Source organism: Flavobacteriales bacterium, from assembly GCA_016699575.1.
In the GTDB taxonomy this organism is placed as follows: domain Bacteria; phylum Bacteroidota; class Bacteroidia; order Flavobacteriales_F; family PHOS-HE28; genus PHOS-HE28.
This window is the reverse complement of sequence record CP064979.1, coordinates 3,615,692-3,641,100: the sequence shown is the minus strand read 5'-3', so window position 1 is coordinate 3,641,100 and position 25,409 is coordinate 3,615,692. Positions and strand designations below refer to the sequence as shown.

The window sequence follows — 25,409 nt, the reverse complement described above, 5'->3', positions numbered from 1 at the left end:
GACACTTGAAGCTTGCTACGCTTCCGTCACCACACCGATCACCTTCACTACACGGCCTAGTGCAATGTCGAACTGCTCTTCGGAGGTGAGGTCGCTGTTGTCGATGACGATGGCGTCCGGGGCCTGGATGAGCGGATCGGCGGCGCGGGTGGTATCGTCCAGATCGCGACGGGCGATGTTCTCCAGCACGTCCTCCAGCGTTACGGTGGCACCGCGTCCCTTCAGTTCCAAGTAGCGCCGCTGGGCCCTCACCTCCGGGCTGGCGGTCATGAAGAACTTCACCTCGGCCTGCGGGAAGACCACGGAGCCGATGTCGCGTCCGTCCATCACCACGCCCCCGCCCTGCCCCATGTGCTGCTGCAACTGCACCAGCTTGGCGCGCACCTCGGGCACGGGGCTCACCAATGTCACATGGTGGCTCACGTCCATTTCACGGATGCGGTGCTCCACGTTGCGGCCGTCCAACCAGGTCTCGCTGCGCTGCGTGCCATCATCGTGCTTGAAGCCGATGTGGATGTGTTTCAGCACCCGCAAAAGAGCCGTTGAATTCAGCTGACCTTCGGTCACCAGCCCGTTCTCGATGACGTACAGCGCCACTGCGCGGTACATGGCCCCGCTGTCGATGTAGGTGTAATGCAGGTGGTGCGCCAACTGCTTGGCCAGGGTACTCTTCCCGCAGGAGGAAAAGCCGTCGATGGCGATAGTGATGCGGCGCACGCGCTGGGGGTAGCGCGGCCAAGGTATTCCGGGATCAGCCCGCAGGCACCACCGTGGGCATGGCAACCGGCTGGCGACGGAAATCGTTGAGGCGAACGGCTACCGTGAAGCTATTGCTGGCGCCCGCCAGGTTGTACTGCGCGTAGCCGTAGCTCACGTGGATCTTCGCCACGCGGATGCCCGCCCCGAAGCTGATGCCCGCGATGCCCGGCTTGTCCTCCACCTTCAGTTCCTGCCTACGGCGATAATTGTAGCCGAAGCGCAGGTGGAAGTTCTTGCCGAGCATCACCTCCACGTTGCCGACCACATGCAACAAGGCCTTGTCCATGAAGGTCACCTTCTCCTCGATGACCTCGCCCGTTGTCGGGTCGATGTTCACGCGGGCATTGGGGTCGTCGTACGTGAGGTCCCACTTCTGGAGGTTCTCGAGCATGAGGCCCAGACGGAACGGTGCATGGCGGAACTTGTAGGTGGTCCCCAACTGCACTTGGAACGGCATGTCCTCGCGTTCGTCAGTGAAGGTGCTGGTCTGGTAGCCGATGTTGCGCAGCATGGCCGCAATGGTGAGCAGACCACCGGGCTTGTGGTAAACGCCGCCGACATCCATGGCTACTGCTGTGCTGGTGTATTCTTCCAATTGGCTGAAGAGCACCTTCGCGTTCACGCCTACGGTGAACAGGCTGTCGATGGGCCGCGCCGCGCCGATCTGTACGGCGTACTCACCAGCGGTGAACTCGCCCAGGTCGGTACCGGTATCGTCCGTGCGGCGGAACTTGCCGTAGTCCACGAACTGGAAGTTGCCGCTCACGGTGGTCTTCAAGCTATCGAAGTGGTGGGCATAACCGAAGTAGCCGATGTTGATGTCGGCCTTGTTGAACCAGCGCAGGTAGCTGAGCGCGAATTGCCGCTCCATCTCCTTGTTCAGCAGCGCGGGGTTATAGAACCCGAGGTTCACATCGGCATCCTGCACAGCGATGTTGTTGCCGCCCAGCGCTGCCACACGGGCGCTGCTCGGAATGTCCAACACGGCGAACGATGACTGGCCGCCCAACTGGGCGATGCCAGTGAGCGCGGCCAAGGAGAAAGTGGCTGAGATGAGGATTCGCATCAGGGTCTTGCGGGGTGCATGCCTAGGGTTGGCTGCTGGGCAACGAAGATATCGGCGCGGTATTGCCCGGGGCGGAGACCCTCGGCCGGTACTTTGGCAGCGATATGAGGAAACCCGACCTGCTCGTCCCTTTGCTCGTGTGCGGCCTCTTCCTCTCCGCTTGCAATGGCCCCATTGAAGAGTTCCAGCGCGTGAACAATTCCCTGGAGGATTCGCTTACGGCTTCGAAGGACATGCTGGAGCAGAAGTACGCCTACCTCCAACAAATGGCTTGCGCGGAAGGCCGCTTACTGTCCGACAGCGTGAACGTGCTGTATGAGCGTGCCAGTGAACGCCTTTTCGCACTGGATGAAGCCTTGACCGGTCCTGCGGTGAGCGAGGAAAAAGCGCAAGGGCCTTTTGAGGAAGGCGGCTTGGCATCCGAGGCACTGACCTACAGCCAGCAACTGTATGCACTGATGATCGCCATTTGCCCTGAGGACAGCGCGCGCGCAGGCATCGCTGCCTATGGTGAGGCCTTCACCGGGCTTACCGATGTGCAGGCTTGGCAAGTCCGGGACTTCCAACAAGCGCCACCGCCCGTTGTCACATCGAACGTTGAGCGCTGGGTGGCTGACATGGGTAGATCCAAGCGGCTTTGCACTAGTGCATTGCTGGCACCGTGCCGATGAAGATCCACGGCCATCGGGTAACATGGATCTAACACAGCCTTCATTTTCTGAACATTAGGCTAACGTTGAGCTAAGGATACTCTTGCGCCGCCTTAACACGACGGCACATGAAACTGAGCGCTACCCGCCGCTGCGCACTTCTGGTATTCCTGGTCCCACTGCTGTCCTTGGGGCAGTCGGACACCACCAAGGCAAGAACGCCGACCAAGAAGCCTTGGTACGAGAGCTTCGGCATCCGCGGCTACGGCCAGATCCGGTACAACCGCTTGCTTGAAACGAACGAGAAGTTCAAGTGCGAACAGTGCGACAAGAGCATTGGTGAAGGCGGTGGCTTCTTCATCCGGCGGGCCCGCATCATATTCCAAGGGTACGTTCACAAGCAGGTCTTCATCTACCTGCAGCCGGACTTCGCCAGCGCCGCAGGCACCACCAATAACATTACCCAACTGCGCGATTGGTACATGGATCTCGGTATGGATGCCGACAACGAATTCAGGTTCCGCCTGGGCCAAAGCAAGGTCCCCTTCGGCTTCGAGAACCTGCAGAGCAGCCAGAACCGCCTACCGCTCGACCGTGCGGATGCCACCAACAGCGCGCACAGCAACGAGCGCGATCTTGGCGTCTTCTTCATGTGGGCGCCAAAGAGGATCCGTGAGCGCTACCGGATGCTGGTAGCCGATGGCTTGAAGGGCAGCGGCGACTACGGCGTCTTCGCCGTCGGGGCCTACAATGGGCAAACCGCCAACCGCAGCGAAGCCGATGAGGAGCCGCACTTCGTGGCACGCCTCACGTGGCCGTTCGCCATCAAGAGCCAGATCCTGGAGGTGGCCGCAGCGGGTTATACCGGCAACTACTTGGTGGGCAGCGACCAGCGCAGCGCCAACGTGAAGGGCAGCGATGGCTTCGTGTACGAGGACACCCGTTTCGTGGGGAGCCTGAACCTCGCACCCAAACCGTTCGGCCTACTGGCCGAATACAATGTGGGCCGTGGGCCGGAGTTCAACACAGTTTCAGATAGCATCGAGACACGTGATCTGAGCGGCGGTTTCGCGACGGCCACGTACCGGGTGCAGATCGGCAAGCAGATCATATTCCCCTTCGTGCGTTACCAGGTTTACGAGGGCGGCAAGAAGCATGAACTCGACGCCCGCAGCTACTTCGTGAACGACATCGAATTCGGCATTGAATGGCAGCCGATCAAAAACTTCGAACTCGTCTGCGAGTACTACATCGGCGATCGCCGGTACGAAGACTTCGCCAAGCAGGACAACAAGCAAAAGGGACAGTTCCTGCGGTTACAGGCGCAGCTCAACTTCTGATCAGTTCCGGGATCTTCCATATGGACCCATGGTCACATGGACACATGGCCCCATGAACGCATGTCCCCCTGTCCTCACGCCACCTGCAGCGCGTGCTCCACTTTCTCCTTCAGCAGTGCGTGCTTCACCACTTCGATCATCTCGGTGACGTACGTAAAAGCGCATGCCCTTGGTGTAACGTGCGTCGATGTCCTCGATGTCTCCCGAAAGACCGGGACGCAAGCGCTTGCGGTTGTCGGCGCTGAGGATGAACACGGTCGTCGGTGCTCGCGGCCTTCAAAGGCGTGCCACTAAGCGCGCTTCACGCCTCCGCTCGACTTCCACCGCAAACGATGAACTCGGGCAGCACTCTGCCTCGAAATCGTGCCATCTTCACGAGGCCGGAATTCACCGGCGCCCAAAACCACCTCATCATGGAAACGACCAAACGACCAAACGACCAAACGACCAAGCGTCCGCTACGCTGAGGAAGGCCCGAAAGCACAACTTCGGAAATGCAAGTCGGTCCATTTTCGCGTGCGCAATAGCCGCGATCGCACTGTTATCATCCGTGTTGTCCTCCTCCTTCACATCTGCGCCCGACATGCCGCCGCCGATCTTCGGGTACGGGAACACATCCGGTGCGACGCTCAATGTTGTGGTCTGGTATAGCACTGGAGGAGGTTTCTCATCAGTCCCATACTCTGTTCCGCCGGGCAACGGCACCTACACACTTCCTGCGGCAGCCGTAAGCATCAACTCGGTAGTGCTTTGTGCTGGCATCACATTCGCTTGCCCAGGTTCCTATTCCGGTACGGCCTGTGGTGTGTGCTATGGTGCAGGTCCACTTCCGAACATGGCCTGTGGCGCTGGTTTCGGGATCAAGGTAGGTCCAACACCTTGCTGATCGGCCATGAGACGAACATTCCTGGCCTTGGCCCAAACGGTCCTCTTGGCGCCCCTGGTCCAAAGCCAGCAATGGCCTGATCACCGCTGGGACAATTGGTACCTTGACGTCGCTTACCAGCTCAATTTTTCCGGAGGGACCCCTCAAGCTCTGCCGTCCGGATTTCTGGGAGGTTCCTATCAACACTCCGCTTTGTCCGATCCCCTGAACGGCGATCTACTTCTCCGATGCGATGGCCAGCATGTCATCAATAGCCTGGGAGATACTATGCCGAATGGGCACAACATCGCTCCGCTCGGCACAGCCATCCAATCGCTCATCGTCACGGTCTCTGCGCACGTTCACTTACTAGTGACGCTCACTGCCACAAGCAATGGAGGGGAACTGCGGTACACGGAAGTGGACATGTCCCTGAGTTCAGGGTTCGGGGACGTTACCGCCAATAAAGGAGTTCTCATGGCAACCAATGTGCAAGGGGTCACTGCCTTCTCAGGATTTTCGGCGGATACGACATGGCTGCTTGCCTCCTTGCCTGGAACAAGCGAGATCCTCGGGTTCCGTATCGTTGCGGGGTCTACTCCTTTCCCATACACGGCGCACTATTCCCAAACGGCCTACCCATGGATGCCGAATTGGTCATGGGGCAAGACCGACCGCAATGCAACGTTCGTGACATTCAGGTCCAGCGAAACGTCGATTCGACTGTTCAGATGCAACCGTTCTTCGGGCACCTTGGACGATCCAGTGGATGTGCTCTTCACGCAAGAAATCCAGTCGTTTGAATTTTCCCCTAACGGTGAACTCTTGTACGTTCAACTGAACAATCCCTGGTTCGGGGACCCGGCGCTTGTGCAGTTGGAATTGGCACCCTATGATAGTGCTACTATTGCCCTTTCAGTCGATACGATCGCCGTGGATACAGGTGGGACGATATCGTACGGCTCGCATATGCAACTCTCGCCGGCGGGCACCATACTCTCCCATTCACGCTTGCCGTCGACGAACCCCGATAGTGCGTTCGCATCTGTGATCGCCCAGCCGAATTTGGCCGGAAGTAGTTGTGGATTTGCGAAGGATGCGGTTTACGTGGGCGTCCCTCCATTCCCGGGCTACGGCGTTCAAATGATGCCATCACTTTGGTGGCCTGCGCTGCCTCCGGACGTTGCGATCTCTGAGGGGGCTGCGGCTACGCTGTTCAACACCTACCCCAACCCAACCACAGGCGTCATAACGGTTTCCGTAGACGGGCCCGCGCGACCTGATGCGTGGCGGATCCATGACGCAGCCGGACGGGAAGTCCTGATGAAAGGTGGCTTCGCAGACCAGCGCGGCACATTGGATATCAGTACACTCACCTCTGGCATGTACGTGCTTTCCGCGTACAGCGATGGGCTGCGGCTCTGGAGTGAGCGCCTAGTGCGCCAGTAGGTCTTCATTGAAACCAGAAAGCCCCGGCAGTCCGGGGCTTTCTGGTTAGGGGGCACACGTTCAAGCCACCTGCAACGCGTGCTCCACCTTCTCTTTGAGCAACGCGTGCTTAACCACTTCGATCATCTCGGTGACGTAAGTGAAGCGCATGCCCTTGGTGTAGCGCGTGTCGATGTCCTCAATGTCCTTGCGGTTGTCGGCGCTGAGGATGATCTCCTTGATGCCCGCACGTTTTGCCGCAAGGATCTTCTCCTTGATGCCGCCTACGGGTAGCACCTTCCCACGCAGAGTGATCTCGCCCGTCATGGCCACGAACTTGCGCACCTTCTGTTGCGTGAACGCACTGGCAATGCTCGTGAGCATGGCGATGCCCGCTGACGGACCGTCCTTCGGTGTGGCGCCCTCAGGAACGTGCAAGTGGACGTTCCAGCGTTTGAAGACCTCGGCATCCAAACCGACGATGCTGCTGTGCGCCTTCAGGTATTCCAGCGCGAGCATGGCGCTTTCCTTCATCACATCACCTAGGCTACCGGTGAGGGTGAGCTTGCCTTCGCCCTTGGTGATGCTGGTTTCCAGGAAGAGGATGTCGCCACCGGTGGGCGTCCAAGCCAGGCCGGTGACCACCCCGGCCACGTCGTTGCCTTGATACTTGTCGCGAGCGTGGCTGGGGCCGAAGACTTTCACCAGTTCATCCTTCTGGATGGTGACGTCGTGCTTCTCGCGCAGGGCGATCTGCTTGGCGCGGTAGCGCACGAGCTTGGCTATGCGCTTGTCCAGCGTACGTACCCCGCTTTCGTCGGTGTATTCCTCGATGATGGCTTCCAACAGACCAGCGCCGAACTTGATCTGCTTCGCCTTCACGGCCGTTTCCTTGAGCTGCTTCGGGATGAGGTGCCGCTTGGCGATCTCGATCTTCTCCTCCTGTGTGTAGCCGTTCACCTCGATGATCTCCATGCGGTCGCGCAGGGCCGGGTGGATGGTGCTGAGGCTGTTGGCGGTGGCCACGAACATCACGCGGCTCAGGTCGTAGTCGATCTCCACGAAGTTGTCGTGGAAGTGATTGTTCTGTTCCGGGTCGAGCACTTCGAGCAGTGCGCTGGCAGGATCGCCGTGGTGGTCGCGGCCCACCTTGTCGATCTCGTCCAGTACGAAGAGCGGATTACTGGTGCCGGCCTTCTTCAAACTTTGGATGAGACGGCCCGGCATGGCCCCGATGTAGGTCTTGCGGTGGCCACGGATCTCGGCTTCGTCGTGCAGACCACCGAGGCTCATGCGCACGTACTTCCGCCCGAGCGCTTCGGCCATGCTCTTGCCAAGGCTCGTCTTACCAACCCCTGGAGGGCCATATAGGCAGATGATGGGTGCCTTCATGTCGCCCTTGAGCTTCAGCACGGCGAGATGCTCGATGATGCGCTCCTTCACCTTGTCCAGGCCGAAGTGATCGCGATCAAGGATCTTCTGCGCGTTCTTGAGGTCGAAGTGGTCCTGTGAGTATTCGCCCCACGGCAGCTCCAACAGCAACTGCACGTAGTTGTACTGAACACTGAACTCCGCGCCGGCCGGGTTCATCCGCTGCAACTTGGTCAGTTCCTTGTCGAAAGTCTCCCCTACTTTCCTCTCCCATCTCTTCTTCGCGGCCCTCGCGCGCATCTCCTCGATCTCCTGCTCGATGGGGTTGCCGCCCAGTTCGTCCTGGATGGTCTTCATCTGCTGGTGCAGGAAGTACTCGCGTTGCTGCTTGTCCACCTCGGTGCGCACCTTGCTCTGGATCTCGTTCTTCATCTCCAGCAACTGCAGCTCCTTGGTCAGGTGGGCCAAGAGCATTTTGGCACGTTCGCGCAGATCGGCCACCTCCAGCATGCGCTGCTTCTCGGCCACCTCGGCGTTCATGTTGCTGCTGATGAAGTTCACCAGGAAGCTGGGGCTATCGATGTTCTTCAGCGCGAACCCGGCCTCCGTGGGAATGTTCGGACTGGCCTTGATGATGTTGATCGCCAGGTCCTTTAGCGAACTGACCAAGGCGCCGAACTCCTTGTCGTTCTTCTCTGGCCGAAGCTCCGTGAACTCCTTCACCTTTGCCGTGAAGAAGGGCTCGGTCTTGGCCATCTCAAGGATCTCGAAGCGCTTCTTGCCTTGGATGATCGCAGTGGTGCTGCCATCGGGCATGCGCAACATGCGGATGATGGTCGCGATGGTGCCTACTTTGTTGAGGTCCTCGGGACGAGGGTCTTCGATCTGCGGGTCCTTCTGGCTGACCACGCCCAAGGTCTTCGTTCCGCGGTAAACGTCCTGGATGAGACGGATGCTGCGATCGCGACCTACCGTAATGGGAATAACCACGCCGGGAAAGAGCACGGTGTTGCGCAAAGGGAGTATGGGCAGTTCAGGCGGAGTGGACTCTGCGTTCATCTGCTCCTCATCCTCGGCGGTAATGAGGGGAATGAGTTCGGTCTCGCTCTCTATGTCGTCGCCTGCGAACAGGCGGGGCTCTTGTGGCATGCGGTCTTGCATGGGTGGTGTCAGGTTGGCAGCGCGAACGGCCGAAAGCCGGAAAAACCGCGCGGAGCGCAGGTGGTTCCAACGTTCATGCCGCCGGGAATACGCCGGAAAGATCGGCAGCCCAGCAAGGAAATGCGCCGTTGAGTTATCGACAGGTCAAGCCGACCGCTTCCGGTAGCGCTCCGTCTCCTTGTGCACATGCCCGAGGATGGCGGCTTCCTGCATGCTGAGTTCTTTGTGCCGTCGGGCCATCACACGCCCGGCGGTATCCAACGCCTTGGCAACGGAGTGTTCGATCATTCCCTCCGATCCGCCCCAAGCAAAGCTGGGGATGTGCTTGGGCGGAAAACCACCCCCGAACACGTTCGCGCACACACCCACGACGGTGCCGGTGTTGAACATGGTATTGATGCCGCTCTTGCTGTGATCGCCCATGATGAGGCCGCAGAACTGCAGGCCCGTCATCACGTTGGCTTCGTCAGCGTAGCTCCACGCGGCCACCTCGCCATAGGTGTTCTTCAGGTTGCTGTTGTTGGTGTCGGCGCCCAGGTTGCACCACTCGCCCAGGACGCTGTTGCCCAGGAAGCCATCGTGGCCCTTGTTGCTGTATCCGAGCAACACGCTGTTGTTCACCTCACCGCCCACACGGCATTCCGGGCCGAAGGAGGAAGGGCCGTAGACCTTGGCCCCCATCTTCAACTGCGCACCATCGCCCAGGGCGAACGGCCCGCGCACCATGCAGCCTTCCATGATCTCAGCGCCCTTGCCGATGTAGATGGGGCCTGCCGTTGTGTTCAGGATGGCCGCTTCACATTGCGCGCCTTCCTCCAGGAAGATCAACGATGCGTCGCCGATCACGGTGTTCTGCGCACTGAGGCGTCCGCTCCGTCTTCCGTCGGTGAGCAATACGAAGTCGTTGAGGATCGCTCGGCCACAATGCTGGAAGATGTGCCACGGGCGTTCAATGACGATCGCCTCACCGGCGAATTCAACGGGCTTGGGGAACGCAGGGATGGTCGTCCAGTCCAAGGCACTGCTGCGGCCCCTCCCCGCTTCGCAGATCGCCAGCAGCTTCCCGGCATGTACGAGTGCCTGGCCCGGTTCCAGGTCCAGCAAGGCACCCACCACATCCGGGGTCGGCAACAATCCGCCGTGAACCTCACGCACCACATCACCGTGCACATCGGTGTACTTGGCGCTGAGGTAGTGCTCCGTGCGGAAACCGACGGGCAATTCGGTCATGCGCCACCAGGCATCGGCGGTGGTGAGGATACCTGGGCGCAATGCGCCTAACGGTCGAGTGTGGGTGAGCGGCAGGAGATGGCGGTGCAGGCCAGCGTCGGAAAGCAGGATGGACATGAGCGTGATCTGGGCCGGGGAACGCCGGGCACCGCAAATGTGGAAATGGGAGCGCCGTTCGGTGCCCTTGGCCCCCACATTCTTCCCGCTCCCTCGTTTCCGGCTTACGCCAGGCCCACCATCCGGCAGATCCAATAGACCAGTCCTGCCAGCAACGCGCTCACGGGTATGGTGAGGATCCACGCCCACAGCAACTGGAACGTTACACCCCAGCGCACGGCGCTCAACCGCTTGGTGGCCCCTACGCCGATGATGCTGCCTGTGATGGTGTGCGTGGTACTGACGGGAATGCCCATCTGTTCGGTCAAGTACAAGGTCATGGCACCAGAGGTCTCCGCGCACACGCCTTCCAGCGGGGTCACCTTGGTGATACGGGTGCCCATGGTCTTCACGATCTTCCAGCCACCGCTCAGCGTGCCGAGACCGATCGCGGTGTAACATGCCAACGGGATCCAATTGGGCATGTTCTTGATGTCATCAAGCTGACCGCCCGCTATCATGGCGGCACAGATGATGCCCATCACCTTCTGCGCATCGTTGCCACCATGGCCGATGCTGAACGCCGCGCTGCTGAGCAACTGCAGCTTCTTGAACATGTTGGCCATGCTGTGCGCCGTGGGGCTCTTCACCTTCTCCACGTAGAGATAGGCAAGGATGAAGATCAACGAGCAGCCCATCAGGCTCCACTGGATGATGCTGTTGTCGGCTTTGCCGATGTCCTTCGTCAGTTTCGCCGCATCGGCCTTGGGGTCCACGTTCGCGACCACAAGTTCAGCCACGCCCGCAGCACCGAGCTCGTCGAACCGCGCCAGATAAGGCTTGCTCGCCTCCACCTTGGCCAGCACCGCGTCCACCTCGGCTTGTTTGGTGGGGTCTTCGCTCGCGGCCTTCTTCTTGTCCTCCAACTTCCAATGCTTGGTCACGTTCTCCTTCAGCTTTCTCTGCTCCAGATTGTTGAAGAGCACGAACGTGGCCACGGAGACCAGGATGATGACCCCGATGCGCGCCCAAGTGTTGCGCATGATGGTGACCAGTGTGATGAACATGCTGATGACCATGCCCACCAAGGGCGCCAAGAAGATGAACAGAAGGGTTTGCGAGATCTTCGTTTTCTCCACCACATCGCCCAGTTCGAAGGAACCGACGGTGACGAACGCATGCGCGATGGCAGCACCGGCGAACCCGCCGATGAGCGTATGGCTGCTGCTGCTCGGGATGCCGTACCACCATGTGAGGAGGTTCCAGGTGATGGCCGCCACCAGGCCGCTCAGGATCACGGGCAGCGTGATGAAGTCCTTCATCACCGTCTTGCTGATGGTGTTCGCCACCGCATGGTCCTTGAAGATGAAGAAGGCGATGAAGTTGAACGCTGCCGCCCAAAGCACCGCTTGGAACGGCGACAGCACCTTGGTGCTCACCACGGTAGCGATGGAATTGGCCGCATCGTGGAAGCCGTTGATGTAATCGAACACCAACGCCAGGATGATGATGACGATGAGCAGGGTCATCGGATCAGGCGTACTTCAGCATGATGGACTCGATGACGTTGGCCACATCCTCGCATTTGTCCGTGGCCAGCTCCAGATCGCGGTACATGAGGCGGTACTTCATCAGGCGGATGGGGTCCTTCTCCTCCTTGAACAGGCGTTGTATGCCGCGGTCGAACACCTTGTCCGCCTCGTTCTCCATGCTGTTGATCTTCACCACGAACTCACTGGCCATGGTGTCGATCTTGTGCATGTTGCGCAGTTCGCGAACCGCCATTTGCACAATGCGCGAACCTTCGTTCACCAAGCGGGCCAGCTCAACGATGGTGTCGTCCACCTCCCCGACGTCATACAGTTCAAGGTTCTTGCCGCTGGCAAGGATGTAGTCGGCAATATCGTCCAGGGCCGAGGCCAGCGTGTGGATGTCCTCCCGATCGATGGGTGTGATGAAGTTGCGTGCCAGATCGGTGAAAATGGTGTGCGTCAGATCATCGTTGGCATGCTCCGCCTGCTGCAAGCGCTCCAGGATGGCATCCCGCTGGGCACCAGGGCCGGTGTTCATGATGGCCATAAGGTCCTCGCTCATCTTCAGCACGTTCGCCGCGCTCGCCTCGAAGTGGTAGAAGAAGATGCGGTCCTTCGGTTTGAACATCTTGAAGAACGAGCCGATCATGGGGACGGATTTTTTGTGGCCGCGAAGCTATCCGGAGCCCTTATCCTGCTTGGCCCGCCATAGGTTGGTAACAATGACTTAACATTGGGTTCCCGATCCCTTATCGTGCGCACGGGCTTCCCTCTGGCCGCGTTGCGGACTAACCTTGCCCTTCACGCAAGCGTCATGATCTACTCGTTCAATGGTATTGTTCCCGTGGTCCATCCCACCGCTTTCGTGCACCCTCAAGCTGCCGTTACAGGCCATGTGACGATCGGTGCGCATGTGTACATCGGCCCCGGTGCAGCCTTACGCGGCGACTGGGGAGCCATCGTAGTGGAGAACGGATGCAACGTTCAGGAGAACTGCACTGTGCACATGTTCCCGGGCGTAACGGTGACGCTCATGGAAGGCGCCCATATCGGCCACGGCGCGATCGTTCACGGTGCCACAGTTGGCCGCAACTGCCTCGTGGGCATGAACGCGGTGCTCATGGACAACGTGGTGCTGGGCGATGAGTGCATCGTGGGTGCACTGGCATTCCTGCAGGCCGACAGCGTTTGGGAGCCCCGTAAAGTGATCGTGGGCAACCCGGCGAAGGCCGTCAAGGACGTGAGCAATGAAATGCTCGCTTGGAAAACGGAGGGCACCAAGCTCTACCAACAACTGCCTGCACAATTGCACGCCACGCTCAAGGCGGTTGAGCCCTTGCGCGAGGTTCCCTCCGACCAGCCAGACCTGTCAGCGACATACAAGACCTGGAAGGAGACCCGCTAGTCCTCGTCCTGCTCCACGTGCAGGGAGTGCAACAGCCGGTGCACAAGGGGTGCCAGCACTACACCTACCGTGGTCAGCAACGCAATTCCGCTATAGAGCGCATAGAAGGATGCGAAGAGCTTGGCCGCATCGTCCGGCAGCTCGCCCATGGGGCCCATGCCCGCCAGGATCATGCTGGCGTTCAATAGGGCATCCACTGCATCGAAGCCCCCGAAAAACATGTAGCCCCATACACCGATCCCCAACGAGACGCCGATGAAGCCCACGGCGAACAACGCGTACTTCACCTGCCGCTGGATGAAACGTTTCCGGCTCAAGAGCGGCTTGCTGCGATGCTCGAACATGGCGGGAAAGTAGCGGCCTTCCACAGTCAACAGTGCATGGAACACAGGCAACGGACGATCAGAGCGCGGATACGAAACCCACATTCGCGCGTCATCCCATGCGCGGTCTCCTCACCATTCTACTGCTCGTGGCCAGCAACGTGTTCATGACACTCGCCTGGTACGGTCATCTCAAGTTCCGGGAGTGGCATTGGGCCAAACAACTGGGTTTGTTCAGCATCATCCTCATCAGTTGGGGTTTGGCGTTCTTCGAGTACTGCCTGCAAGTGCCCGCCAACCGGCTCGGTCACGCCGAACATGGCGGCCCGTTCACGCTGGTCCAGTTGAAGGTGGTGCAGGAAGTGACCACGCTGGTGGTGTTCGCCGGGTTCATGCTCATAGCTTTCAAGCAGGAAGAGCTGCGATGGAACCATGCGCTGGCCGCAGTGCTTTTGGTGGTTGCGGTTTGGCTGGTGTTCAAGAAGTAGGAAAGGAACGCGGCGCCCGAAAGCGCCGCGCCCTGCCCCCAACCCTGCCGCCATCACACCGCTCCCACAGGCGATGGCGTTCTTGTCCGGAGGGCGTACCAAAGCCCGGCAAGCAGCGCACTGCCCATCAGCAACAACCTCCAGCCCGCTCCACCGCCTGGTGCCGATGGCCCACCGGGGAGCGGCACGACATCCAAGCTGTTGCGGCGTTCAGGGCTCAACTTGCCGCGCACTTCGTTCGTGTAGTTGCGGTGCATGCCCAGATCCCAGCCGGTGAGCGCGTAGAGTTCGTCCATCTCGCGCACGCGGCGGTAGTAGAGTTCTTCCAGGTAGCTCTGGCCTTCGCTGCATGTGAGATCGCCTTGAGCGGGGTGCGTAAGGATGTACCGCGCCTGGAACTGCTCGGTGTTCGGTGTCACTTGGAACATGAGGTCCTGCGGGAATTTGTCGCGGCCATAACGCACGTGCAACCGCGTGAAGAACACCTGCTGGCCATTGCCGCCGTTCGGACCGCTGGCCCAATCCACCCCGGCATCCACGAATTCCTGGTTCATCGGCGGCGGCCCCACGCACGGGTCGCACTTCATGCCGCCCCAGCTGGGCGTTACGTTCCAGGCGTACTCAAGGAAGATCGCGTTGCGGCCTTCGCGCTTCCATGCACGGGCGAAGAGGTCCTTGTACATAGGCCCGAACTTCTGCTGTGCGAACAGCGGGATGTTGCGATCAGTGGGCACCTTCACTGTCCGGTAGTTCACGCACTCCACACGACCGGTGCGGGTGAATGCGTACACGATCATGTCCTGCTGGCCCATGCTGTTGGCCATGCCCAAGCGGATGGGCAGCATGAACTTCTCGTGGCTGAACTGGATCTGCAACGGGCGCAGGTAATCGCCTTTCGTCTGTGGCTGGTCCAGGTCCACCTTCACGACAAAGAACTTGAGGTTGCTCTTGATGTACGGATCGAGCACCTCGTGTGCCGTTGCCGGGATCTTGTAGCCATTGATGGTCAGCCAATCCTTCAGCCCGGCACTTTCCGTGGCGCTAAGGATGAGGATGTCATATTCGCCGACGGTGTACTGGGCTTCGATGGTGACACCATAGTCCTTGTCCTCGTTCTGTTCCCTCTTCATGGTGGCTGCAGCACCATTGGCCACCATGTCCAGCATCGACCTTTCCTCCGCATACTGCCATTGCATGCATGGGTTCTGGTCCCAGTATTCCACCAGCCGAGGGCTGCTGTAGTTGTCCAGCTTCTGGAAGATGGTGCGGTCAACCACCCGGATGTCGCTCTCCTTCAGCACAACGGGCACGGGCACCACCATGGCGAAATCGCGCACGTCGCCCTTGAAGTCGTTGCTCATTGTGATGATGGTGCGCAGGCCGTCACGCACGAGGATCACCTCGCTCTTGTCGTTGAAGAGGGTGGCATCGGCCTTGGCCACGTAGAAGCCGCAGAAGGCGGAGGCCGTGGTGGCCATCACGGCCGCGGCTGAGAGGAAGAAAGGACGGAGCATGGGGTGTGTTGTTGGTTACGGGTTGATGGTTGCTTGGTGCGGAAGGCCTCGCGGCGTTCGACGGGCGTTGAGCCAATCGAAGCGCTCTCCTTTCCACAGCATGTCAATGAAGGGCGTGGTGGAGCTGATGAAGAAGAGCGCCCAGACCGGTGCGGCATTCACGAAGAACCTCCAACTGAGCAGGAACGCTAGCACCGCCACAACGATGCTCCAGCCGATGCGCGCGCGGGGTGCACTGGGCGTTGTGGCCGGATCGGTGATCATGAAAAAGGTGAAAAGCAGCAGCGACCCATTGGTCAATTGGTGCAGCCATACATCGATGCCCCAGCCCAGGTAGAGCACGTTGCGGACGAAGTGCAGCGCAGCGAACGCGAGCAGGAAGGTCAAGCTGGTGTCGATACGCCCCACACGCAGAACGACCATCAACCCGGCAACGCCCACCAGAAAGACCAGGGCCGCGCCACTACCCCACTGTCCCGGGCTCACCCACGCATCGCCGGTGAAAAGCATAGCGGCGACAATGCCCACGTTGGCCGGGTTGAACACATGTTTGCCCCTTACCCGCAGCACGAACTTGCTGGCAATGGCGACGAACGCACCCAGGACCAGCGTGATGGGGCTGCCGCTCTTGAACAGAAGGCAGAGCCCCAACGTGGTAACGGCTGCGCTCTTCAACGTGCGCCACTCCAGGCCGTGCAACCCGATGAAGATGGACTGCGTGCCAAGGCAGGTGGCGGCGATGATGGCATACCGCCCTAGCTCAGCGTCCCACTGGAGAGCTCCGATACCATAGCAGAGGAACGAGAGCAGGAACGCGATCTGGAAATGCCGGCCATCGCTCAGGAACCAATTGAGCAATGTTCGGCGTGCAGGTCCATCTGCCATTGGTGGGCGTTTGGGAAGGCGGTACACGGCAAGTCGTGCCGGGTTCGATCGGTGCCGGAACTTCCCAACGCCCATCACCGTTCCAACGGCCCATGACCATGGAGGGAGTGAGGGGTGGGGCGCTTGCGGCCGTTCGGCACGTGATGGTGATCGACGACGAGGACGATTGCATTTTCGTAACGCGCATGGTGCTCAAGCGCGCCGGCTTCGTGGGCCGTGTAACGACGCTCCGATCGGGCGCCGATGCATTGGCCTGGTACCGCGAACACAGCACCATCGATGCGCCGGACGTTCTCTTCGTGGACATCAACATGCCCGTGATGAACGGGTTCGCTTTCCTGGGCCATTGTTCCACCGAGGGATTGCTGCCCGATCAACGCACCACGGTGGTGATGTTCAGCAGCAGCGTTCTTCCGGCGGACATCGAACGGGCACGCTCCTTCCCGTTCGTGAACGGCTATGCCGAGAAAGCACTCGACGTGGACCGTTTCCTTAACATCTGCCATGAGCATGCGCAACGTACCGGCCTAACTTCACCGCCCCCCACCCCCTCACCATGAAAAAAGTATTGATCGTCGAAGACGAGAGCATCATCTCCTTCGGCTACCGCCTGCAGCTCGAACGTATGGGCCTTGAAGTGATCGGCAATGCACGAAGTAGCGAAGAAGCCGAAGAGATGATCGCTGCTGAGCGCCCCGATCTCATCATCATGGACATCTACCTGCGCGGCGAAAAGAACGGCCTGCAACTGGCCCAGGAACTGCACGCCAAGGATCCCATCCCGATCGTTTTCCTCACCGCCAGCACCAAGCCGGAGATCATCGAGGCCATCGGGCAGTTGAAGGGCTGCCACTACCTGAGCAAGCCCATCGACAGCGACCGCCTCACCGAGGTGCTGATGCGCGTGGCCTGAGCGATGGTCGGGAAAAAGCCCACTACCCGAGGTGACCTGCCACCTGCATCGCCGGAGCAGGCGGATGCCTTGCACAAGTATGCGCACGACCTGAAGAACCGGTTGGCCGGACTGCTCGAGGTAGTGCGCCAACTTCAAGTGAACGGTGATCAAGGTGAGCTGCTGGCCTTCGGGGAGAAGCAGGCGTTCGCCGTGCTGCAGATCACGGAACAGATGCTCGATGATCTTGGCGTGCCGCGAGGGCCCGGTGCATTCGTCCTCGAGGCCGTGCCATTGTCCGGGATCCTGGAAAAAGCCGTTGCGAACCAATCCTACCGGTTCAAGAACAAGGAACAGAAGATCGCCACCACCGGCCATGTTCCCGTGGTCTGCCATGCGGATGCGCGGCACGTGCTCAGTGCCGTTGAAGCCCTGCTCAGCAATGCGAGCAAGTTCTCGCAGGCGGGTTCCACCGTGGAAGTGAGCCTTTCCGCAACGTCCTCTTCCGGAAAGGTCACCGTGAAGGACCATGGCGTCGGGCTTTCGTCCATCGATCTCGAAAGTGTTTTCATCCGCTATGCATGGCTCGACTCCCGAACCACTGGTGGTGAGTCACAAGGGCGCAGCTCGCTCGCCGTGTGCAAACGCACCATTGAAGCGATGGGCGGCACGCTGTCCGGGCAAAGCGATGGACCGGGCAAAGGCAGCACGTTCACCCTCTCACTGCCGTTGCAGCACTAAGCTGGTAGCGCTCTTCTGATGTGTTTGGCCACACGCTGGCCTTTGTTGTTCAGCGCCACATTGAACTCCACCGGGTCGCCGAGCTGCAGATCCCCGAACAGCACACCCTCCAGATCGTCCTGCATGAAGAACAGGTTGTTGTCCGGGTAACGGATGAAACCGTAGCTGTGGAATTTGCTCATCACCGTGCTGGTGTGCCGCTCCTCATCAACCAACTGCGGCTCGGGCCGGGGCTCCTCGGTCCGGGTGTCGGCATTGCCGAAAAGGTCCATGCCGGCATCATCATGGCGAACGGATTCCTTCTGTACGAACAGGTCGAGCACCAGCGGATCCCCCTCCTTGAGCCCGTCGTCGATGATGGGGCACATCTCGAGCGGATAGCTCGCCATGTTCCACAGATCGCGGCTCACGCGGGTGGTGACCAGTTCGCCCGAAAGGTTGTCGGTGTATTCGAAGTCCCACGCGAGCAACATGGTCTTGCAGCCCAGCGCGTGCAGCTTGCGCACCAGCGGCACGTGGTCGCTATCGCTGGCAATGAGCACCACCACATCATACCGCTTGTGCATGGCCAGCTCGTAGGTCTCCAACGCCATCAGCACATCGATGCCTTTCTCCGCTTTGCGGCCGCGCATTTCCCGAACGGGCAGGTAATGCGTCTGCACCCCGTTGTACATCAACACCTCATCGAACACCCGGTCGTTGAAGATCTGGTTCGGCTTTTCATTGGCCTCTTTGGCGCTGAACCGGCCGCGGAAGAAGTGTGCATCGATGATGTGCGCAAGGCTCGGCCGTGTGCCTTCCAGCTCTGCCAGCTTGTGCTGCACCAGATCGTGCAAGCCGCCTATGTGGATGCGGCGGCGGTGCGGGTGCACGTAGTTGTAATAGTTGGTGACGTGCGTGAAGTAACCGCCGTCATAGAACACGCCGACTTTCAGGGCGCGATTGCGCAGTGCCATATGATCGTTCATGGTGCATTGGGGATAGCGGGCAAAAGTAGCCCGGATGCACCCCCTAGCTTTGCGCCATGCCCCGCCGCATCGCACTGCTGTGCTGTTGGTTACTGGCCGCTTCCATCAGCAGCGCGCAAGAAACCAGCGCTCCATTGCGCTTCAGCGGCACGGTAAGCGCACCGCTCAATGCCAAGCAGATGCTGTTGCACGTAATGCAGGCGTGGCGGTTCACGTTCGGTGCGGAGCCCGGGGCCCGCATGGAGCTCGATACGGCCACGGGGACTATGCACGGGTCGGCGCGCTTCAACTTCCGCAGCAGTGGGCTGAACGGCCGGGAGGAGACAATGGGCCCCATCGCCTACCGTGTGCGAATTGTGGTGCGCAACGGCGAGTGCCAGTGGATCGTGGAAGATCTGCGGCACACGGGCAACCGTGGTGCTCCGAAAGGTGGAGGCGATCTTGGACTGCTTACGACCCAGGAAAGCGCACCGCGCCGTATCCCTGGCATGAGCTCGCCCAGCACCAGCTCTGTTTGGAAGGACGCGAAGGCCCAAGTTACCGACCGCATAAGGGCTGTGGGCATGGCCTTCGAGGCCCGCATGAGGGGTGCGGTGGAGCCCTGAGGAACCCTTTGCCCTGCTTCCCGTTGAAGCGTGCGGCCGCATAGACCGCGGCTGTTCGATCAGTGAAAGCCCTCTCCTGGCGCATTTGGCCCATTATCGCGGGTGCCCTGGCCCTTCTGTTCATTACGGTCGGCCTTTTGGTGGTAGGCGAAGCACACACGGTGCAAGAGAACATCGGCCGACAGGTCGACCTGCTTGAAGAGGTGAGCGAACTGACCGAGGCCGCCAACCAGCTCGGGCTCACTCACCGGGTGGACCTCCACACGATGAACAACGGTGGTGGGGAGGCCGAAACCCGTTGGTCCAGGGAACTGGATCGGTTCAGCCAACGCTTGCGGAAACTCGGGGAACGGTACGCGCAAGAACCCGGTGTGGCGGAGCTGGTCGTTGCAACGCCCAAGTTGATCAACGACCTTGACAGCCTGCACCACGAAGTGCTTGCTCGCCGCACGCAACCCGAAGAAGCGGCAATGCCCGAAGCGGTGTTCCAGATCATGGTGCAGCGCACGGCCAAACAGGTGGACAAGGTGGAACGCTTCGTGCACGAGGACGGCCTCACCGTGAACGCCGCCATCCTGAACGACAAGTGGGACCAGGCCCAAGCACTGCTGTTCGCTGCCTGCTTCATGGCGGTAGTGTTCGCCATCATGGTGGGCATGAGCCGCCGATTGCTCGTCGAAAGCCGCGCCGCGGAGCAGGGCCTGTTGGAAACCAAGCAGCAACTGGAAGCCACCAACAGCGAGCTCCGCGAAACGATGCTGAGCAAAGAGGAGAAGGAGGTGATGATCAAAGAGATCCACCACCGCGTGAAAAACAACCTCCAGATCGTGAAGAGCCTCATCCGGTTCCAGCAGGACCAAGTACAGGACGAACGCACGCGGGAACTGTTCAACGAGTGCATCACCCGAGTGAGCGCCATGGCCTTGGTCCACGAACAGACCTACTTGACGAAAGACCTGGCCAACATCCCGGTGGACAGCTACCTCGACCATCTCGTTCGCGACCTGGTTCACGCCTACACGGTGAACATCAAGCTGCACATGGACATCGACATCCAGGTGAAGACCTTGAGCGTGGATGCGTTGGTGCCGCTCGGGCTCCTCATCAACGAAGTGATCAGCAACAGCTTCAAGTACGCTTTCCAAGGCCGCAGCAATGGCACGATCACCGTGCATTTGCATGGCAGCGAACAGGATGGCCTCCACATGCGCATCGGCGATGACGGCGTAGGCCTCAAGAGCCGCGACGGCTTCCACCGCCCCAACAGCCTCGGCATGGACCTCATCCACACGTTGGCCGGCCAGCTCGATGGTGACATGCACCTGCTGGAAGGCCCCGGTACGCAATACGAACTGGTGAGCCGCAAGCAGGCCAAGAGGAAAGTCGCATAAGCGTCCCGGAACGGCAATCACCGTTCGCCCCACATCGTGCCGGGTTGCCAACAAGCGCCGGGGTAGTTTCGCCCGCCCTTGTAAGCACCACACATGAAGCCCATCCATTCCTTCGCGCTCGTCGCACTGGCCGCATGCGGCACCGCACCTGAAACCACTGAGCAAAAGCCCGTGGAGAAACCCAACTACCCGGAAACCCGCAAAGACAGTGCTGCCGGGGATACCCTGCACGGGATGTTCGTGGCCGATCCCTATCGCTGGCTGGAGAACGATACGAGCACCGAGACCGCCGCTTGGGTGAAGTCGCAGAACGCCGTCACCAACGCCTTCCTGGAGAAGATCCCATACCGCAAGGACATCGCCAAGCGCTATGAGGAACTCTACAACTTCCCCAAGACTTCGGCCCCTTGGAAGGTCGGCGACCTGTACTTCATCAGCAAGAACAGCGGCCTTCAGAACCAGTTCGTCATCAACGTGCGCAAAGGCCTCGATGGGGAGGACAAGGTCTTCATCGATCCCAACGCCATCGATCCGGCGGGCACCACCACCTTCAACATGCTGGGCGCGAGCAAGGACGATCGTTACATGGCCATCGGCGTGAGCCGCGCAGGCAGCGATTGGCAGGAGATCGAAGTGTGGGACCTGAGCACGCTTTCAAAAACCACTGACCTGTTGAAGTGGTGCAAGTTCAGCGGCGCCGCGTGGTACAAGGACGGCTTCTTCTACAGCCGCTACCCTGAGCCGAAAAAAGGCACCGAATTCAGCAGCGCCAGCAAGTTCCAGAAGGTGTACTACCACCGGATCGGCGACCCACAGGAGAAGGATGCGCTTGTTTGGGAGAACACCGAGAACGGCGACCTCTACGTGGGCGTCGGTGTCACTGAGGGTGAGGAGTTCGCAACGCTGTACATCAGCACGGGAACCGATGGTTACGAAATGCATTTCCACGACTTGCGGAGCGGTGGCATGCCCACGCCCGCAACGAAGTGGGTCGCACTGCAGGAGGGCTTCGCGCACAAAACGAGCATCATCGAATACGTGGAGGCCACAGGCAAATTCCTGGTGATGACCGAGGTGGACGCCCCGAACTACCGCGTGGTGGAGGTGGACCCGAAGAACCCCGCACAAGCCAACTGGAAGAACGTGATCCCGCAGGAGAAGGAACTGCTGCAGAGCGCCTTCACCGGCGGCGGCATCCTGTTCGCCGAATACCTAAAGGACGCCACGAGCCGCTTCTACCGCATGAAGCTGGACGGCAGCGGCAAGCAGGAGATCGCCTTGCCCGACATCGGCAGTGCCGGTGGCTTCGGTGGCAAACGTGATGACACGTACAGCTTCTACAGCTTTACCTCTTTCACCGATCCCGGAACCATCTACAAGTACGACTACGCAACGGGCAAGAGCGAGCTGTACTTCCGCCCCGAGCTGAAGTTCGACCCAAGCCAGTACGAGACCGAGCAGGTGTTCTACACGAGCAAGGACGGCACGAAAGTGCCCATGTTCATCGTGCGCAAGAAGGGGCTTGAGAAGAACGGCAGGAACCCCACCCTGCTTTACGCGTACGGAGGATTCAACATCAGCCTTTCCCCCAGTTTCAGCACGAGCCGCATGCTGCTGCTGGAACAAGGCGGTGTGTTCGCACTGGCCAATCTGCGCGGCGGCGGCGAGTACGGCGAGGACTGGCACCGTGCCGGTATGAAGGAGAAGAAGCAGAACGTGTTCGACGACTTCATCGCGGCGGCCGAATACCTGATCAAGGAAAAGTGGACGGACAGCGCGCACTTGGGCGTGAACGGCGGCAGCAACGGCGGCCTGCTCATCGGCGCGGTGATGACGCAACGACCTGACCTGTTCGGCGTGTGCTTCCCTGAGGTAGGCGTGCTGGACATGCTGCGCTACCAGAAGTTCACCGCAGGCTTCGGCTGGGTGCCCGAGTACGGCAACGCGGAGAACAGCAAGGAGGAGTACGACTACCTCATCAAGTACTCGCCCGTGCACAACGTGAAGCCCGCGAAGTACCCGGCAACGATGGTGATGACGGCTGATCACGACGACCGTGTGGTGCCCGCGCACAGCTTCAAGTTCATCAGCACGTTGCAGCCCGCCCAGCAAGGCGATGCGCCCGTGCTGATCCGCGTGGAGGAACAGGCCGGCCATGGCGCAGGCAAGCCGACCAGCAAGATCATCGAGGAGCAAGCCGACAAGTGGAGCTTCTTCTTCCACAATGTGGGCGTGACGCCGCAGTTCAGCAACCTGAACAGCTTGCCGAAGTAGTCACGGCAGGAAAGGCACGAGGAAGCCCTGGCCGAACGCCGGGGCTTCTACATTCATCGTCACCCAACGACCATGAACAGACCGCTCCTGATCCTCGCCGCGTTCGCGACCGGCGCACCAACCTGCTCTGCCCAACTTACCTACACCCTCGACAGCACCGTGCTGCGCATTGATGTGGTGGTGGACAGCGACCGCGTGAACATCCCGTGGGAGATCGTTTGGGGACCTGACGACCGGTTGTGGATGACGGACGGCCCGCTGATCACGCGTTGGGACCCGGTGCTCGACGTGGTGGACACGATCCTGGACCGCGGCCACGGCAATGGCTTGGGCATGGCGCTGCATCCCGATTTTCCCACGGTGCCGGAGATCATCGCCGTCTTCGACACGAGCGCCTACTATGGCGGCAACATCTGGTGCGACGTGGTGCGATTGGACTACGATGCGAACACGGACGCGATCGTCAACGAAACCGTCCTGTTCGGCTACTACCATGCCGGCGAGCATGCTGGCGGCCGCGTGCTCTTCGACACCACCGGCAACGTGCTGCTCACCACTGCAGACTATTGGTTGAACGGACCTGACACGTTGTTCTCGCCGGTGGGAAAGACGTTGCGTTTCGCGACTGATGGCTCCGTGCCAGCAGGCAACCCGAGGCCCGACCACACGTGGACCTGGGGTCACCGCAACCCGCAAGGACTGGCCATGCTCCCCAACGGTGCCGTCGTGAACACCGAACACGGACAGATGCCGCAGAACAACGAGATCAACCTGTTGCAAGCCAACGAGGACCACGGGTATCCGTACTACGACGGCAACACGTGCTTCCTCATTCCCGACACCTGCAACTCCGCCACCTACGCCTACACGGAACCACTGCTCACTTTCAGCCAGCCACCGTCAGGCGCCGAATTCTATACTGGCACAGCGATCCCTGAATTCTCCGGCAAGCTCATCGCTGGCGTTCTCTGGCAACGGGGCATCAAGCTCTTCGACTTCAACGCAACGCTGGATTCCATCACTGGAGAGGAATGGCTGCAAGGCGGTGCGTTCGATGACATGTGGCGCAACCGCGACATTGCTGTCCGGCCCGACGGCTCGTTCTACCTCATCACCAACGACCGGGGCGATGCGCGCATACGCTGGTTGCGGCCTGACATCAGCACATCGACCGTTGGTGCCCGTGATACGGACAGCGCTCTGCAGGCGTGGCCGAACCCAACGACCGACCGCTTACTGGTCCGGTTCGAGGGTACCGTTCCAGCACGAGCCGCCACTGTCGATGCGCTCGGCCGGACCGTGGAAGTGCGAGCCGAACGGATGGGCGACCGCATCGCGTTGGATGTAGCCGCCCTCCGTCCGGGCATCTACAACACAGTGTTCGGTGATGGCCGCTCGGTCCGTTGGTTGAAGCGCTGACCTCAGTCCTCCAGTACGCCGAACTTCCCTGCGGCCACGTCCTTGAACGCCTGTTCGATCTCGTCGTAGGTGTTCATGAGGAAAGGCCCGTAGGCCGCGATGGGCTCGTTCAGCGGCTCTCCGCTGAGTATGAGCAACGTTGCTCCGCTCTGACTTGTAGCGTGCACCTCTTCCCCATCGTTGTGGAACACGACCAAATGATCGGCCGGTGCGTCGCTGCCGTTGATGGTCGCGCTGCCTTCCACCACCAGCGCCATACTGTTCCAGGTTGAAGGCAGGATGAAGTCGGCAGTGCCGCCTGCGCCAATGTGCACCACAGCTGCTGTGATCGGCGACCATGTCTTGCCGGGGCCACTTGCCCCGAACAGTTCACCGGCCACGATGCGCGCCTCGCTCTTGCCGTCCGGCAATTGCACCGTGGTCATCGCATCGCGCGTGATCGGTTGGTAGCGCGGTGCTTCCATCTTGTGCTTCTTGGGAAGGTTCACCCACAGCTGCACCATGTGGAACGGTCCACCGGTGCGCGAGAACTCCTGCTCGTGGTACTCCTTGTGCAGCACGCCGCTACCGGCGGTCATCCATTGCACGTCGCCCTCGCCGATCACACCGCTGTGCCCGGCGCTGTCGTGGTGTGCCACCTTGCCTTTGAAGGCGAAGGTCACCGTCTCGAAACCGCGATGCGGGTGCACGCCCACGCCACGAGGTTCTTCGCGCGCGGAGAAATCGATGGGCGCGTTGTAGTCGAGCAGGAAGAACGGGCTCAGCCGCTGCTTCGGCATGGTATAGCCCTGCGGGAAGAAGTTGCTCACGCGGAACCCATCGCCTACCATATGGGGCGCGGGCGGCGCCAGCACGGCCTCAACACTTCGCTTGGTCATCTGTTGCTGCCGTATCCTGGTGGAGCTGGGCAGCAAGACAAAAGTCAGGCGGAGAACGGCGCGAGAAAATGAACTGGGACAAGATGAGGGTATTGTCGGCCTCCACTGCAAAGAGCGCAAAGAAAAAA

General features: G+C 60.2%; 23 protein-coding genes. 12 read left to right on the top strand and 11 right to left on the bottom strand.

Annotated features, from left to right (window positions below; genetic code table 11):
* Positions 1 to 15 precede the first annotated feature (15 nt).
* Positions 16 to 717, bottom strand: a complete 702-nt coding sequence (locus tag IPJ76_15265; protein ID QQR85948.1) for a (d)CMP kinase — start codon at positions 715 to 717, stop codon at positions 16 to 18.
* 34 nt (positions 718 to 751) lie between these two features.
* Positions 752 to 1,825, bottom strand: coding sequence for a type IX secretion system protein PorQ (gene porQ, locus IPJ76_15260; GenBank protein ID QQR85947.1), 1,074 nt, complete (start codon positions 1,823 to 1,825; stop codon positions 752 to 754).
* Between the two features lie 104 nt (positions 1,826 to 1,929).
* On the opposite strand from porQ, the gene IPJ76_15255 reads away from it, so the two are divergent.
* The 3 genes from IPJ76_15255 to IPJ76_15245 all read left to right on the top strand — a co-directional run bounded on the left by IPJ76_15255 (position 1,930) and on the right by IPJ76_15245 (position 6,129).
* The gene (locus IPJ76_15255) at positions 1,930 to 2,496 is read left to right on the top strand and encodes a hypothetical protein (protein QQR85946.1); all 567 of its coding nucleotides are present in this window, start codon (positions 1,930 to 1,932) and stop codon (positions 2,494 to 2,496) included.
* A gap of 107 nt (positions 2,497 to 2,603) precedes the next feature.
* Positions 2,604 to 3,815, top strand: a complete 1,212-nt coding sequence (locus IPJ76_15250; protein QQR85945.1) for a porin — start codon at positions 2,604 to 2,606, stop codon at positions 3,813 to 3,815.
* 892 nt (positions 3,816 to 4,707) lie between these two features.
* Positions 4,708 to 6,129 (top strand): T9SS type A sorting domain-containing protein, encoded by a 1,422-nt coding sequence (locus IPJ76_15245; protein ID QQR85944.1) that lies wholly within the window; start codon positions 4,708 to 4,710, stop codon positions 6,127 to 6,129.
* 60 nt (positions 6,130 to 6,189) lie between these two features.
* Here the strand turns inward: IPJ76_15245 and lon are convergent, their stop codons facing one another.
* The 4 genes from lon to IPJ76_15225 form a co-directional block, all read right to left on the bottom strand.
* The gene (gene lon, locus IPJ76_15240; GenBank protein ID QQR88478.1) at positions 6,190 to 8,628 is read right to left on the bottom strand and encodes an endopeptidase La; all 2,439 of its coding nucleotides are present in this window, start codon (positions 8,626 to 8,628) and stop codon (positions 6,190 to 6,192) included.
* Between the two features lie 156 nt (positions 8,629 to 8,784).
* Positions 8,785 to 9,987 carry a glucose-1-phosphate thymidylyltransferase gene (locus IPJ76_15235; protein ID QQR85943.1) on the bottom strand — a complete coding sequence of 401 codons (1,203 nt, stop codon included), beginning with the start codon at positions 9,985 to 9,987 and terminating at the stop codon, positions 8,785 to 8,787.
* Between the two features lie 104 nt (positions 9,988 to 10,091).
* On the bottom strand, positions 10,092 to 11,495 hold the full coding sequence (locus tag IPJ76_15230) for an inorganic phosphate transporter (GenBank protein QQR85942.1): 1,404 nt from the start codon (positions 11,493 to 11,495) through the stop codon (positions 10,092 to 10,094).
* A gap of 4 nt (positions 11,496 to 11,499) precedes the next feature.
* Positions 11,500 to 12,147, bottom strand: a complete 648-nt coding sequence (locus IPJ76_15225; protein ID QQR85941.1) for a DUF47 domain-containing protein — start codon at positions 12,145 to 12,147, stop codon at positions 11,500 to 11,502.
* Between the two features lie 165 nt (positions 12,148 to 12,312).
* On the opposite strand from IPJ76_15225, the gene IPJ76_15220 reads away from it, so the two are divergent.
* Positions 12,313 to 12,903, top strand: a complete 591-nt coding sequence (locus tag IPJ76_15220; protein QQR85940.1) for a transferase hexapeptide repeat family protein — start codon at positions 12,313 to 12,315, stop codon at positions 12,901 to 12,903.
* On the opposite strand, the gene IPJ76_15215 is transcribed toward IPJ76_15220, so the two are convergent.
* A complete protein-coding gene (locus IPJ76_15215) occupies positions 12,900 to 13,247 on the bottom strand; it encodes a hypothetical protein (protein ID QQR85939.1) in 348 nt (115 codons plus the stop codon). The genes IPJ76_15220 and IPJ76_15215 overlap by 4 nt on opposite strands.
* Before the next feature lie 98 nt (positions 13,248 to 13,345).
* Between IPJ76_15215 and IPJ76_15210 the strand changes: the two genes are divergently transcribed.
* Complete coding sequence (locus tag IPJ76_15210) at positions 13,346 to 13,714, top strand: DMT family protein (protein ID QQR85938.1); 369 nt, start codon at positions 13,346 to 13,348, stop codon at positions 13,712 to 13,714.
* Between the two features lie 53 nt (positions 13,715 to 13,767).
* Here the strand turns inward: IPJ76_15210 and IPJ76_15205 are convergent, their stop codons facing one another.
* Together IPJ76_15205 and IPJ76_15200 are read right to left on the bottom strand one after the other, a co-directional pair.
* On the bottom strand, positions 13,768 to 15,228 hold the full coding sequence (locus IPJ76_15205; GenBank protein QQR85937.1) for a DUF2330 domain-containing protein: 1,461 nt from the start codon (positions 15,226 to 15,228) through the stop codon (positions 13,768 to 13,770).
* A 15-nt stretch (positions 15,229 to 15,243) separates the two neighbouring features.
* Positions 15,244 to 16,113, bottom strand: a complete 870-nt coding sequence (locus tag IPJ76_15200; protein ID QQR85936.1) for an RnfABCDGE type electron transport complex subunit D — start codon at positions 16,111 to 16,113, stop codon at positions 15,244 to 15,246.
* Between the two features lie 92 nt (positions 16,114 to 16,205).
* Here IPJ76_15200 and IPJ76_15195 point away from each other — a divergent pair, with 92 nt between their 5' ends.
* Genes IPJ76_15195 through IPJ76_15185 form a run of 3 tightly spaced genes read left to right on the top strand, consistent with a single transcriptional unit; the run spans position 16,206 to position 17,746 of the window.
* Positions 16,206 to 16,673 carry a response regulator gene (locus tag IPJ76_15195; protein QQR85935.1) on the top strand — a complete coding sequence of 156 codons (468 nt, stop codon included), beginning with the start codon at positions 16,206 to 16,208 and terminating at the stop codon, positions 16,671 to 16,673.
* On the top strand, positions 16,670 to 17,026 hold the full coding sequence (locus tag IPJ76_15190) for a response regulator (GenBank protein ID QQR85934.1): 357 nt from the start codon (positions 16,670 to 16,672) through the stop codon (positions 17,024 to 17,026). Before IPJ76_15195 ends, IPJ76_15190 begins: the two co-directional genes overlap by 4 nt.
* Positions 17,027 to 17,029: 3 nt before the next feature.
* Entirely contained in the window at positions 17,030 to 17,746 is a 717-nt protein-coding gene (locus tag IPJ76_15185; GenBank protein QQR85933.1) for a HAMP domain-containing histidine kinase, read from the top strand.
* Here IPJ76_15185 and IPJ76_15180 read toward each other — a convergent pair.
* Positions 17,743 to 18,702 carry an NYN domain-containing protein gene (locus tag IPJ76_15180; GenBank protein QQR88477.1) on the bottom strand — a complete coding sequence of 320 codons (960 nt, stop codon included), beginning with the start codon at positions 18,700 to 18,702 and terminating at the stop codon, positions 17,743 to 17,745. The genes IPJ76_15185 and IPJ76_15180 overlap by 4 nt on opposite strands.
* A gap of 68 nt (positions 18,703 to 18,770) precedes the next feature.
* Here IPJ76_15180 and IPJ76_15175 point away from each other — a divergent pair, with 68 nt between their 5' ends.
* The 4 genes from IPJ76_15175 (at position 18,771) to IPJ76_15160 (ending at position 24,403) form a co-directional block, all read left to right on the top strand.
* On the top strand, positions 18,771 to 19,319 hold the full coding sequence (locus IPJ76_15175) for a hypothetical protein (protein QQR85932.1): 549 nt from the start codon (positions 18,771 to 18,773) through the stop codon (positions 19,317 to 19,319).
* A 62-nt stretch (positions 19,320 to 19,381) separates the two neighbouring features.
* Positions 19,382 to 20,710 (top strand): sensor histidine kinase, encoded by a 1,329-nt coding sequence (locus tag IPJ76_15170; protein QQR85931.1) that lies wholly within the window; start codon positions 19,382 to 19,384, stop codon positions 20,708 to 20,710.
* A 93-nt stretch (positions 20,711 to 20,803) separates the two neighbouring features.
* Positions 20,804 to 22,984, top strand: coding sequence for a S9 family peptidase (locus IPJ76_15165; GenBank protein QQR85930.1), 2,181 nt, complete (start codon positions 20,804 to 20,806; stop codon positions 22,982 to 22,984).
* 72 nt (positions 22,985 to 23,056) lie between these two features.
* Positions 23,057 to 24,403, top strand: coding sequence for a PQQ-dependent sugar dehydrogenase (locus IPJ76_15160; GenBank protein QQR85929.1), 1,347 nt, complete (start codon positions 23,057 to 23,059; stop codon positions 24,401 to 24,403).
* Between the two features lie 2 nt (positions 24,404 to 24,405).
* On the opposite strand, the gene IPJ76_15155 is transcribed toward IPJ76_15160, so the two are convergent.
* The gene (locus IPJ76_15155; GenBank protein ID QQR85928.1) at positions 24,406 to 25,281 is read right to left on the bottom strand and encodes a pirin family protein; all 876 of its coding nucleotides are present in this window, start codon (positions 25,279 to 25,281) and stop codon (positions 24,406 to 24,408) included.
* Positions 25,282 to 25,409 lie beyond the last annotated feature (128 nt).

Coding starts and splice junctions, on each gene's coding strand:
- IPJ76_15190 (QQR85934.1), top strand. CDS start 16,670: ATGAAAAAAGTATTGATCGTCGAAGACGAGAGCATCATCTCCTTCGGC.
- IPJ76_15205 (QQR85937.1), bottom strand. CDS start 15,228: ATGCTCCGTCCTTTCTTCCTCTCAGCCGCGGCCGTGATGGCCACCACG.
- IPJ76_15160 (QQR85929.1), top strand. CDS start 23,057: ATGAACAGACCGCTCCTGATCCTCGCCGCGTTCGCGACCGGCGCACCA.
- IPJ76_15235 (QQR85943.1), bottom strand. CDS start 9,987: ATGTCCATCCTGCTTTCCGACGCTGGCCTGCACCGCCATCTCCTGCCG.
- IPJ76_15210 (QQR85938.1), top strand. CDS start 13,346: ATGCGCGGTCTCCTCACCATTCTACTGCTCGTGGCCAGCAACGTGTTC.
- IPJ76_15225 (QQR85941.1), bottom strand. CDS start 12,147: ATGATCGGCTCGTTCTTCAAGATGTTCAAACCGAAGGACCGCATCTTC.
- IPJ76_15215 (QQR85939.1), bottom strand. CDS start 13,247: ATGTTCGAGCATCGCAGCAAGCCGCTCTTGAGCCGGAAACGTTTCATC.
- IPJ76_15245 (QQR85944.1), top strand. CDS start 4,708: ATGAGACGAACATTCCTGGCCTTGGCCCAAACGGTCCTCTTGGCGCCC.
- IPJ76_15255 (QQR85946.1), top strand. CDS start 1,930: ATGAGGAAACCCGACCTGCTCGTCCCTTTGCTCGTGTGCGGCCTCTTC.
- IPJ76_15230 (QQR85942.1), bottom strand. CDS start 11,495: ATGACCCTGCTCATCGTCATCATCATCCTGGCGTTGGTGTTCGATTAC.
- IPJ76_15175 (QQR85932.1), top strand. CDS start 18,771: ATGCCCCGCCGCATCGCACTGCTGTGCTGTTGGTTACTGGCCGCTTCC.
- IPJ76_15220 (QQR85940.1), top strand. CDS start 12,313: ATGATCTACTCGTTCAATGGTATTGTTCCCGTGGTCCATCCCACCGCT.
- IPJ76_15180 (QQR88477.1), bottom strand. CDS start 18,702: ATGGCACTGCGCAATCGCGCCCTGAAAGTCGGCGTGTTCTATGACGGC.
- IPJ76_15165 (QQR85930.1), top strand. CDS start 20,804: ATGAAGCCCATCCATTCCTTCGCGCTCGTCGCACTGGCCGCATGCGGC.
- porQ (QQR85947.1), bottom strand. CDS start 1,825: ATGCGAATCCTCATCTCAGCCACTTTCTCCTTGGCCGCGCTCACTGGC.
- IPJ76_15250 (QQR85945.1), top strand. CDS start 2,604: ATGAAACTGAGCGCTACCCGCCGCTGCGCACTTCTGGTATTCCTGGTC.
- IPJ76_15185 (QQR85933.1), top strand. CDS start 17,030: ATGGTCGGGAAAAAGCCCACTACCCGAGGTGACCTGCCACCTGCATCG.
- IPJ76_15155 (QQR85928.1), bottom strand. CDS start 25,281: ATGACCAAGCGAAGTGTTGAGGCCGTGCTGGCGCCGCCCGCGCCCCAT.
- IPJ76_15195 (QQR85935.1), top strand. CDS start 16,206: ATGACCATGGAGGGAGTGAGGGGTGGGGCGCTTGCGGCCGTTCGGCAC.
- IPJ76_15200 (QQR85936.1), bottom strand. CDS start 16,113: ATGGCAGATGGACCTGCACGCCGAACATTGCTCAATTGGTTCCTGAGC.
- lon (QQR88478.1), bottom strand. CDS start 8,628: ATGCCACAAGAGCCCCGCCTGTTCGCAGGCGACGACATAGAGAGCGAG.